At 70.0% G+C, this 9,988-nt stretch carries 11 protein-coding genes; 3 read left to right on the top strand and 8 right to left on the bottom strand.

Going from position 1 to position 9,988, the window contains the following annotated elements; all coding sequences use genetic code 11:
- The 5 genes from ACFWP5_RS49365 to glnA form a co-directional block, all read right to left on the bottom strand.
- Positions 1-468: hypothetical protein (locus tag ACFWP5_RS49365; protein WP_384172969.1), on the bottom strand; the 468-nt coding region annotated here is incomplete at its 3' end.
- A gap of 2 nt (positions 469-470) precedes the next feature.
- Positions 471-1,394 (bottom strand): zinc metalloprotease HtpX, encoded by a 924-nt coding sequence (gene htpX, locus ACFWP5_RS49360; RefSeq protein ID WP_384172966.1) that lies wholly within the window; start codon positions 1,392-1,394, stop codon positions 471-473.
- A 140-nt stretch (positions 1,395-1,534) separates the two neighbouring features.
- On the bottom strand, positions 1,535-2,863 hold the full coding sequence (locus tag ACFWP5_RS49355; RefSeq protein ID WP_384172962.1) for a hypothetical protein: 1,329 nt from the start codon (positions 2,861-2,863) through the stop codon (positions 1,535-1,537).
- Between the two features lie 2 nt (positions 2,864-2,865).
- Positions 2,866-3,123, bottom strand: a complete 258-nt coding sequence (locus ACFWP5_RS49350; protein WP_384172960.1) for a hypothetical protein — start codon at positions 3,121-3,123, stop codon at positions 2,866-2,868.
- 173 nt (positions 3,124-3,296) lie between these two features.
- On the bottom strand, positions 3,297-4,706 hold the full coding sequence (gene glnA, locus ACFWP5_RS49345) for a type I glutamate--ammonia ligase (protein ID WP_384172957.1): 1,410 nt from the start codon (positions 4,704-4,706) through the stop codon (positions 3,297-3,299).
- Positions 4,707-4,904: 198 nt separating this feature from the next.
- Here glnA and ACFWP5_RS49340 point away from each other — a divergent pair, with 198 nt between their 5' ends.
- From ACFWP5_RS49340 to ACFWP5_RS49330, 3 genes are all read left to right on the top strand, one after another.
- Positions 4,905-5,375 carry an RDD family protein gene (locus tag ACFWP5_RS49340; RefSeq protein WP_384172954.1) on the top strand — a complete coding sequence of 157 codons (471 nt, stop codon included), beginning with the start codon at positions 4,905-4,907 and terminating at the stop codon, positions 5,373-5,375.
- 204 nt (positions 5,376-5,579) lie between these two features.
- Entirely contained in the window at positions 5,580-6,755 is a 1,176-nt protein-coding gene (locus ACFWP5_RS49335; protein ID WP_384172951.1) for an acyl-CoA dehydrogenase family protein, read from the top strand.
- A gap of 310 nt (positions 6,756-7,065) precedes the next feature.
- Positions 7,066-7,506 carry a flavin reductase family protein gene (locus ACFWP5_RS49330; RefSeq protein ID WP_384172978.1) on the top strand — a complete coding sequence of 147 codons (441 nt, stop codon included), beginning with the start codon at positions 7,066-7,068 and terminating at the stop codon, positions 7,504-7,506.
- A gap of 95 nt (positions 7,507-7,601) precedes the next feature.
- On the opposite strand, the gene ACFWP5_RS49325 is transcribed toward ACFWP5_RS49330, so the two are convergent.
- The 3 genes from ACFWP5_RS49325 to lipA all read right to left on the bottom strand — a co-directional run bounded on the left by ACFWP5_RS49325 (position 7,602) and on the right by lipA (position 9,800).
- Positions 7,602-8,306, bottom strand: coding sequence for a DUF4191 domain-containing protein (locus ACFWP5_RS49325; protein ID WP_384172948.1), 705 nt, complete (start codon positions 8,304-8,306; stop codon positions 7,602-7,604).
- 75 nt (positions 8,307-8,381) lie between these two features.
- Positions 8,382-8,582: a hypothetical protein gene (locus ACFWP5_RS49320; RefSeq protein ID WP_384172945.1), complete on the bottom strand. Its 201-nt coding sequence runs from the start codon at positions 8,580-8,582 to the stop codon at positions 8,382-8,384.
- Positions 8,583-8,834: 252 nt separating this feature from the next.
- Positions 8,835-9,800: a lipoyl synthase gene (gene lipA, locus ACFWP5_RS49315; protein ID WP_384172942.1), complete on the bottom strand. Its 966-nt coding sequence runs from the start codon at positions 9,798-9,800 to the stop codon at positions 8,835-8,837.
- Positions 9,801-9,988: the final 188 nt, after the last annotated feature.

Raw genomic sequence — 9,988 nt, 5'->3', positions numbered from 1 at the left:
GTCACCGGCCAGCGGCGCGAACGGGAAGAACGTCCCGCGCTTGTACAGATAGACCAGCGCCAGCCGCCGGCCCCCGTCAGCCTCGAACCCGGCCAGCGAGCACAGCAGTTGGGGCCCGAAGCCGTTGACCTCCATCGCGCTGTTCACCGCGTGCAGATCGTTGACGAGCGCCGACAACTGATCGGGTGTCCGGCGCGAGACCAGCCACGAGTAGCCGTACTTGTCCTGGGCCAGCTCCACCGGCGGCCCGGTGCGTTCCGCGTCCGCGTCCAGCAGCGCCTGGACCTCCCGGTGCGTCTGCTCGAACGCCCCGCCCTCCACCGTGGCGAAGCAGACCGCACCGTGCCCGGTCGGCTTGAACCCGGCCGCCGCCTCCAGCGTCACCGCCGCCGAGGGCAGCGCGAACAGCTGGTCGAGATCGGGAGCGACCGGTTTCGTACGGCCGAGCAGGATGTCCAGCAACCCCATCCTCAGTCCGCCTTCCCGATGCCGGGCACCGCCGCCTCACCCAACTCGGCGGAGATGCGCCCCAGTTGGTCGAGCCGCTGCTCCAGGCTCGGGTGGGTCGAGAAGAACCGGGTGAGACCGGGCTCGGTGCCCGTCGCCGGGCTGAAGTAGAAGGCGTTGAACGCTTGCGCGGTCCGCAGGTCCTTGGTCGGGATCCGGGCGATGTCGCCGTCGACCTTGGTGAGCGCGGAGGCCAGCGCCGAGGGCTTCCCGGTGAGCAGGGCCGCCGCCCGGTCCGCCGCCAGCTCCCGGTACCGGGACAGCGCCCTGATCAGCAGGAAGCTGATCGCGTACACGGCCGCCGAGATCCCCATGATCCCCGCGAAGACGGCCAGCGTGTTCTGGTCCTTGCGCCCCCGGAAGATCTGCGAGTAGAACGCGAACCGCACCATCAGCCCGGCGAGCACCCCGAGGAACGACGCCACCGTGATCACGGCCACGTCCTTGTGCGCCACGTGCGACAACTCGTGCGCGAGCACACCCTCCAGCTCGGCCGGCTCCAGCCGCCGTAGCAGACCGGTGGTCACGCAGACGACGGCGTGGTCGGCGTTCCGCCCGGTGGCGAAGGCGTTCGGCATGTCGATGTCGGAGACGGCGACGACGGGCTTGGGCATGTCGGCCACGGCACACAGCCGGTCGATCACACCGTGCAGCTCGGGATACTCCTCCCGCTCCACGATCCGCCCGTGCATCGCGTACAGCGCGATGCGGTCGGAGAACCAGTACTGCGCGACGAGCAGCCCGCCCGCCAGCACCACGACCAGCACCCAGGACTTCAGCAACACGATCAGCGCGGCCACGAACGCCACGTACAACAGCCCGAGCAGGAACAGCGTCAGACCCATACGTATGGTCAACCGCCGGTCGCTCCGGAAGCGGCTCTGCATCTGCCATCACCCCGCCGTCAGGCACTCGTCCCACCGCCCAGTGTGCACCCGCGCCTTCCCATGAAGTGGTCCCGAACGGCCCTAGGCGGAGCAAAGGCTCCCCGAAACACCTGAGAATCCGATGAGCACGCGGGCGCAGGTCAGCCGGGGAGCCCGGCCTCCCAGAGCCGCCGCGTCAGCACGTACGCACTGAACAGATGCCGCGCCCGCCGGAGCAGCTCACCCACCTCGGCGTCCCCGGGAGTCATCCCCTCCTCCGGATGCCACCGCTGCACCACCTGCGCACCCCAGGCCCGCAACCTCTCGTCCGGATCGTCGAGCACCGCGACGGCAGCCCGCAGCCGTACGATTCCGCCCCGCGCGTCCAGCAGCCGGAACGCCGCGACCCGCACCGGCCGCGCCCCGCCCGCAAGCCGCTCCATCAGCCACCCGTCCGGCACCAGCCCGGCCGACGGCAGCAGCGCGAGGGTCGCCTCGCGCACGACCCCGGGCGCCGGATCGTCGAGCGACGGCAGCAGCCGCCGTACGTCCCCGACGTCCAGCACCCGCAACCCGGCCACGGCCCGCGCCCGCACGGCGGCACCCGGATGCGAGACGAGCGGCCACAACAACGCGGCATCGTCCCGCCCACCACACTCCGCGAGCCCGATCACGGCCCCCGGCGCAGGCTCCGCCGCAAGGCACCAAGCCCGATACAACGCCAACGGATCACCCCCACCCTGCCGCACGACATACCGGGCACAGGCCCGCACGACACCGGACCGATCGGCAAGAAACCCCTCGGCCCGCCCCGCCCGACCCGCCGCCCGCAACACGGTGACCCCGGTCGCCCGGGCACGCGGATTCCGCGCCCCGAGCAACGGTTCGAGCACCTCGTCGTAGCTCCCTGTCTTCGCTACGGCGGCCAACGCGGCGTCCGCGCACAGGTTCTGTACGACGGTGTCAGTGTCCCGGGCAGCGGTGCGCGCGAGTTCGGCGGGGGAGAGGAGATCCTCCTCGACGGCGAGGCGATAAACGAAGCGGCGTACGGCGCGGTCGGGGTGGGTGAAGAGAGGAGCGAGCTGTTCGCGGGACGCCCGGCGCAGCACCTCGTCGACCAGCTCGATGGCGAAGGCCCCTCGCCCCCGCCGCCCGAAGAGCAGAACCAGCGGCGCGAGCGCGACAGCGGTACCTACGTCACCTACATCACCTACGTCGAGGAGCTCGCGGAGCAACTCCCGCGCCCGCTCCCGCACTTGCTCAACCCAGTCGGCGCACCGGACGACAACCAACGGCAGCAACGCCGGGTACGCGGCGGCCTGTTGGAGAGCCGCCTCCCGAATCCTGCCGTCACGGTGGCACAGCGCGATCGCGAGTTCAGGCTCAGCGAGGCCGGCGGGCGCGTACGGCTCGTGCCGCAACGCCTCGTCCAGCCGGAGCCACGCGAGGGGATCCCCGAGGCTGATCCTCTCGCCGGTCATCTCGTCCATCTCTAGTACGGCGCCCGGAAGTTGGCGTACCCCAACAGCACGATGACCGCGACGACACTCCCCAGGACGACCGCCGTAGATATCCACGACGACCGCCGAGGCCCCACCCCCTCGGGCTCACCCCGGAACGGCGTCGGCTCCGGCGGATTCTCCTTCCACCGCGCGGCAAGCATCCGAGCCCGCGCGGACGGCTCCTTGTGTTCAGCCCCGTCGGCCCACTTGAGGTCGAACTCGCGCTCCTCGTCGCCCTGTTGCGCCATCCCCGTTACCCCTCTCGAACAACCGTGTCAGTGAAGATGATCCCTGGCTGTACCCGGTCTGTGAAGCGAGTTCCGGGCAAGTGGGTTCCCGGCAAGCGAGTTCTGGGCACACGACAGCGCCCCCGCCGCTCCGAGGAGAGGCGGGGGCGCCGAGGGCACTGGGGCCGGTTCGATCACACGTCGAAGTAGAGCTCGAACTCGTGCGGGTGCGGACGCAGTTGCAGCGGCGCGATCTCGTTCGTGCGCTTGAAGTCGATCCACGTCTCGATCAGGTCGGACGTGAAGACGTCGCCCGCGAGCAGGAACTCGTGGTCGGCCTCAAGGCGGTCGAGGACGGCCGGGAGGGAGGTCGGGACCTGGGCGACGCCCGCGTGCTCCTCGGGGGCCAGCTCGTAGAGGTCCTTGTCGATCGGCTCGGCCGGCTCGATCTTGTTCTTGATGCCGTCCAGGCCCGCCAGGAGGAGGGCGGAGAAGGCGAGGTACGGGTTGCCGGAGGAGTCGGGCGCGCGGAACTCGACGCGCTTGGCCTTCGGGTTGGAGCCCGTGATCGGGATACGCATCGCGGCGGAGCGGTTGCGCTGCGAGTACACCAGGTTGACCGGCGCCTCGAAGCCCGGCACCAGGCGGTGGTACGAGTTCACCGTCGGGTTGGTGAACGCGAGCAGCGACGGGGCGTGCTTGAGGATGCCGCCGATGTAGTAGCGGGCGGTGTCCGACAGACCCGCGTAGCCGGCCTCGTCGTAGAAGAGCGGCTGGCCGCCGGTCCAGAGCGAGGAGTGGATGTGCATGCCCGAGCCGTTGTCACCGAAGATCGGCTTCGGCATGAAGGTCGCGGTCTTGCCGTTGCGCCAGGCCACGTTCTTCACGATGTACTTGAAGAGCTGGAGGTCGTCGGCCGCGGCGAGCAACGTGTTGAACTTGTAGTTGATCTCGGCCTGGCCGGCGGTGCCCACCTCGTGGTGCTGGCGCTCGACCTGGAGGCCGGACGCGGCCAGCTCCAGGGAGATCTCCGCACGCAGGTCGGCGAAGTGGTCGACCGGCGGGGTCGGGAAGTAGCCGCCCTTGTAGCGGACCTTGTAACCGCGGTTGTCCTCGATGGCACCGGTGTTCCAGGCGCCCGCCTCGGAGTCGATGTGGTAGAAGGACTCGTTCGCCTTGGTGTCGAAGCGCACGCTGTCGAAGACGTAGAACTCGGCCTCGGGACCGAAGTACGCGGTGTCCGCGATACCGGTCGAGGCGAGGTACGCCTCCGCCTTCTTCGCCACGTTGCGCGGGTCACGGGAGTACTGCTCGCCCGTGATCGGGTCGTGGATGAAGAAGTTGATGTTGACCGTCTTGTCGCGGCGGAAGGGGTCCACGCGCGCGGTCGACAGGTCGGCGCGGAGCGCCATGTCGGACTCGTGGATGGCCTGGAAGCCGCGGATCGAGGAGCCGTCGAAGGCGAGTTCCTCGTCCGGGTCGAAGGCCGTCGCCGGCAGCGTGAAGTGCTGCATCACACCCGGCAGATCGCAGAATCGGACGTCGACGAACTTGACGTCCTCGTCCGCGATGAACTTCTTGGCCTCGTCGGCGTTCTGGAACATCCAGCTCCTCCTACTCCCGACCGTCCGTGCCGGGGTGGTAGTTCGTTCGTGCGGCCAGTGCGGTGGCACACGCTGGACCCGACCTTAGGGACGGGGGATTTCTCCAGCGTGACCCATTTGTTTCGCCCAAGTTAACCGGTCTTGGGCCGCCTGGCCCCTCCTGTCCGCATGGCAGAACGCGGGCAGTACCGTGGACGGGTGGACAACAGGGATGCAATCGGCTCATGGCTCTCCGGGCCCCGCGAGGCGGCGGAACGAGCAGGTGTCGACTTCGGCTACCGCGGCGAGCAGCTCGGTCTGCCCGAGCACGGCCCCGGCTCCATCGCCCGCCCCGGCCGCCGCCTCGGCGCCCTCGTCGTCGACTGGGCCCTGTGCCTGTTGATCGCATACGGCCTGCTCACCCACGGCTACAAGCCGGGTGCGACCGGCAACTGGGCCCTCCTCGTCTTCTTCGTCCTCGGCGCCCTCACGGTCGGCACGATCGGCTTCACCCCGGGCAAGCGCCTCTTCGGCCTCCGCGTGATCGCCCTCGACACCGGCCGCCCGAGCCCCCTCCGCACCCTGCTCCGCACCGCCCTCCTGTGCATCGCGATCCCGGCCCTGATCTGGGACCGGGACGGGCGTGGGCTGCACGACCGGCTGGCGCGCACGGTGGAAGTCCGGATCTGAGAGAGGTCGTAGAGAAGTCGTAGAGAAGTCGTACGACGAAGGGGGCGTCCGGAGCCACGTGGCGGTAGCCGCACAGTGGCCGCGTCGGGCGCCCCCTTTGCCGCGCCGGGTGGGTGACGGTCGGCCGGTCGCGGCCCGGGGTGCGGTCGTCGGGGTCCCCTGCCGGTGACACTGTCGCCGTTCCCGACGGAGGTGGTGGGCAGGATGCCGGAAGGCGACAAGTCGACGATCGTGACCCGGGCGCCGGGGGTCGCCGAGATCGCGGCCCGGCACACGGACGAGGCGGAGACCGCGCGGAGACTCTCGCCGCAGGTGGTCAGGGCGGTGCTGGACGCGGGGTTCGCGCGGCACTTCGTACCGGTGGCCCATGGCGGCGAGGCCGGTGGTTTCTCCGAACTGACCTCCGCGGTCGGCCTGGTGGGGGAGGGCTGCACGTCGGCGGCGTGGGCCGCCTCGCTGGCCGCGTATGCCGGGCGCTACGCGGCGTTCCTCCCCGAGGAGGGCCAGACGGAGATCTGGGCGGACGGCCCCGACGCACTGCTGGCCGGTGCACTGATGCCGTCCGGCAAGGCGGAGCCAGTGGCCGGCGGCTGGCGGCTGAGCGGTGAGTGGAAGTACATCAGCGGGGTGCACTTCGCCGACTGGGCGCTGGCCTGCGCGGCCGTACCCGCGGAGAACCCCGAGGACTCGGACACACGCCCCGACGTACGGTTCTTTGCCGTGCCGCGGGCCGAATTCACCATCGCGGACAGCTGGTTCACCGTAGGGATGCGCGGGACCGGCAGCGACACCCTGCTCCTGTCCGACGTCTTCGTGCCCGAGCACCGGACCCTGGCCCGCTCGGTGGTGCACGCGGGCAGGGCGCCCGCCTCGGACGCCCGCTGCCACATCGTCCCGATGCACGCCGTGAACGCGCTGCCGTTCGCCGCCCCGCTGGTCGGCGCCGCCCGGGGCGCGCTGCGCGCCTGGATCGCGCGGACCGGTTCATGCGTCGACCGCCGGGGACGGACCGTCGGCGAGATGCCCTCGACCCAGGTCTCCCTGGCCCGCTCGGCCGCCGAGGTGGACGCCGCCGAACTCCTGATCCTGCGTACGGCGGCGATCGCCGACGGCACGGAGGAGTGCCCGCCGGGGGGTGAGGCGGCGGTCCGGGGCGCCCGGGATCTCGCGCTGGCGGTGGAACTACTGGTCTCGGCGGTCGACCGCGTCTTCCGCGCCGGCGGCACATCCGGTCAGTCCTCGTCCGACCCCGTCCAACGGTTCTGGCGCGACGTGAACAGCGCCGCCTCGCATGTCGCGCTCTCCTTCGAGACGACCGGCGCGGCCTACGGCGCGTGGGCACTGTCCGGGGACGAGCGGGGGGCGGGCGCGGTGCGGTGAGCCGGTATCGGGTGCCGGCGCGCTGATCCCGCCCCCGGTTGCCGGTCCGGGACGCTGCCCGCATAGTCGATCTGGACCCGGGTGACGGTCCCGATCACTGTCGGTGAGCCGCATCCGAGGCTGCCCCGAGGCTGCTGAACCCGCGGTGGCCTCCGCGAGGCCCGACAGGTGGTGCACCGTCATGCCGGAGCGTCAGGAAGTACTGGAACAGCAGGTACTGGAACAGCAGGTACTGGAACAGGAAGTTCTGGAACAGGAAGTTCTGGAAACCGCGCGAGCGGCGGTGGCGCCCGAGGAGTTCCGGGCCGCGATGGCCCGCTTCCCCTCGGGCGTCGTGGTGGTGACCACGTGCTGCGAGGACGGCACCCCGCGCGGCTTCACGGCCAGTTCCTTCTGCTCGGTCTCGCTGGAACCGCCGATGGTCCTGGTCTGCCTGGCGAACTCCGCCGACTCGGCTCCCTCGTTCGGCCACTGCGACCGCTTCGCCGTGAGCGTGCTGGCCCCGGCCCACCGCCCGCTCGCCGTGCGCTTCGCCACCAAGGGCACCGACAAGTTCGCCTCCGGCGGCCTGCGTACCAGCCCCGACGGCCTCCCGACGGTCGACCGCGCCCTCTCCGAACTGGACTGCACCACCCACGCACGCCACCCGGCCGGTGACCATACGGTCCTGATCGGCCGGGTGACGGGAGTGCGGCTGGGGGAGGGCTCCCCGATGGTGTATTACGACCGGGGGTTCAGGACGCTGGCCTGACGGGGGTCGTCCTATACGGGGATCGCCTTACGACGATGGGGGCGCCCGGATCAGATCCGGGCGCCCCATCGTCGTAGAAACCGTGTACGCGGGGCTCAGCGAGCCTTCCCGCCGCCCTTCGGCAGCTTCATGCCCTTCGGCATCGGGCCCTTCGGCAACGGCATGTTGCTCATCAGGTCGCCCATCGCGCGCAGGCGGTCGTTGGTCGTCGTCACCTGCGGACCCGTCAGTACGCGCGGCAGCTTCAGCATCGTCGTGCGGACCTTCTTGAGGGGGATCTGGCCCTCGCCCGTGCCGACCATCACGTCGTGCACCGGGACGTCCGCGACGATGCGCGCCATCTTCTTCTTCTCGGCGGCCAGCAGGGACTTCACCCGGTTCGGGTTGCCCTCGGCGACCAGGACGATGCCGGCCTTGCCGACCGCGCGGTGCACCACGTCCTGGCTGCGGTTCATCGCCACCGCGGGAGTCGTCGTCCAGCCCCGGCCGATGTTGTCCAGTACCGCGGCGGCCGCGCCCGGCTGGCCCTCCATCTGCCCGAAGGCGGCCCGCTCGGCCCGGCGTCCGAAGACGATCGCCGACGCGAGGAAGGCGAGCAGGAGGCCGAGAATGCCGAGATAAATGGGGTGCCCGAGCAAGAAGCCGATCGCGAGGAAGACACCGAAGGTGACGATTCCGACAGCCGCGAGCACAAGACCGATCATCTTGTCGGCCTTGCGAGTCATCTTGTAGGTCAGAGCGATCTGCTTGAGTCGCCCGGGGTTCGCAGCGTTTTCCGCTGTCGTGTCCTTCCTCGCCATGCCAGGAAGTCTACGTGCCCGCGGGAGTGCCGACGACGGCGGTGCCCACAGGGTGGGGATTCGCAGGGTGGGGACTCAGGAGTGCGCGGTGAGGGACTGCTCCAGGACGAGCTGTGCCTCGACCCGGTCCTTGGCGCGGCGGCGGTCCTCCAGGACGGAGGTCCACGCGTTGCGGCGGGCGGTCCGCTGGCCACTGCTCAGCAGCAGGGACTCGACCGCGCGAAGCGCGTCGGTGAAGGACGGGATGGCGGTGGCGCGAACGGGCGCGGCCTGCATGGTGGAGGTCCCCCCTCGGAACAGCTCTGGGTATGGGTCTACGTGCTGTAAAGCCATTGTCACTGTTTGGTGTTACCAGGGCGTGACCGACCGGTCAAACACCAATGAAGCCTTGATGCGGCGGGCCCAAAAGCTGACGCGGCCCTGATGGACGCCCTCATCTGGGAGGACTGTCAGGGCCGCGTCGACAATGACTATTACCGGTGGGTAGTCACTTGTGCGCGAGTTCACACAGCCGTGGACGGGCTGGGGTCACACCGCCTGCGAGGCCACGTACGCGCCTCGCTTCTCGATCGCCATCTGGTACAGCCGCCCGGCGCGGTACGAAGAGCGCACCAGCGGGCCGGACATGACCCCGGAGAAGCCGATCTGGTCGGCCTCCTCCTTCAGCTCGACGAACTCGTGCGGCTTCACCCAGCGCTCCACGGGGTGGTGCCGCACGGACGGCCGCAGGTACTGCGTGATGGTGACCAACTCGCAGCCCGCCTCGTGCAGTTGGCGCAGTGCCTCGCTGACCTCCTCGCGGGTCTCGCCCATGCCGAGGATCAGGTTCGACTTCGTGACCAGACCGTAGTCGCGGGCCTCGGTGATGACCTTGAGCGAGCGGTCGTAGCGGAAGCCGGGGCGGATGCGCTTGAAGATGCGGGGGACCGTCTCGACGTTGTGCGCGAAGACCTCGGGGCGCGAGGAGAAGACCTCGGCGAGCTGCTCCGGGACCGCGTTGAAGTCGGGGGCCAGCAGTTCGACCTTGGTGCGGCCGGCCTCGCGGGACGACGTCTGCTCGTGGATCTGGCGGACCGTCTCGGCGTACAGCCAGGCGCCGCCGTCCTCCAGGTCGTCGCGGGCGACGCCGGTGATCGTGGCGTAGTTGAGGTCCATCGTGACCACGGACTCGCCGACCCGGCGCGGCTCGTCGCGGTCCAGGGCCTCGGGCTTGCCGGTGTCGATCTGGCAGAAGTCGCAGCGCCGCGTGCACTGGTCGCCGCCGATGAGGAAGGTCGCCTCGCGGTCCTCCCAGCACTCGTAGATGTTGGGGCAGCCGGCTTCCTGGCAGACCGTGTGCAGACCCTCGCTCTTCACGAGGGCCTGCATCTTCGTGTACTCGGGACCCATTTTCGCCCGGGTCTTGATCCACTCGGGCTTGCGCTCGATGGGGGTCTGGGCGTTCCGGACCTCCAGGCGCAGCATCTTGCGTCCGTCGGGTGCGACTGCGGACACGATGGGCTCCCTAGCGATTGATTCCTCGGCGTGACCCAGGGTACGCCCGTTGATTTGGTGGCTCTGTGTTGGTGCTGGCCCGCCCGGGGGGGCCCCCCCCCCCCCCCCCCAACGCCCCCCCAGGGCCCCCGGCGCCCAAAACCCCCCGGGCGGCGAAATAAAGCCCCCCCCCCAAAAGGAAACCCCCC

The organism is Streptomyces sp. NPDC058469 (assembly GCF_042721125.1).
Lineage (GTDB): Bacteria > Actinomycetota > Actinomycetes > Streptomycetales > Streptomycetaceae > Streptomyces.
The sequence above is the reverse complement of the archived record's forward strand: the minus strand, read 5'-3'. Positions and strand labels throughout refer to the sequence as shown.

Coding starts and splice junctions, on each gene's coding strand:
- htpX (WP_384172966.1), bottom strand. CDS start 1,394: ATGCAGAGCCGCTTCCGGAGCGACCGGCGGTTGACCATACGTATGGGT.
- ACFWP5_RS49355 (WP_384172962.1), bottom strand. CDS start 2,863: ATGGACGAGATGACCGGCGAGAGGATCAGCCTCGGGGATCCCCTCGCG.
- ACFWP5_RS49350 (WP_384172960.1), bottom strand. CDS start 3,123: ATGGCGCAACAGGGCGACGAGGAGCGCGAGTTCGACCTCAAGTGGGCC.
- glnA (WP_384172957.1), bottom strand. CDS start 4,706: ATGTTCCAGAACGCCGACGAGGCCAAGAAGTTCATCGCGGACGAGGAC.
- ACFWP5_RS49335 (WP_384172951.1), top strand. CDS start 5,580: ATGCCGGAAGGCGACAAGTCGACGATCGTGACCCGGGCGCCGGGGGTC.
- ACFWP5_RS49330 (WP_384172978.1), top strand. CDS start 7,066: ATGGCCCGCTTCCCCTCGGGCGTCGTGGTGGTGACCACGTGCTGCGAG.
- ACFWP5_RS49325 (WP_384172948.1), bottom strand. CDS start 8,306: ATGGCGAGGAAGGACACGACAGCGGAAAACGCTGCGAACCCCGGGCGA.
- ACFWP5_RS49320 (WP_384172945.1), bottom strand. CDS start 8,582: ATGCAGGCCGCGCCCGTTCGCGCCACCGCCATCCCGTCCTTCACCGAC.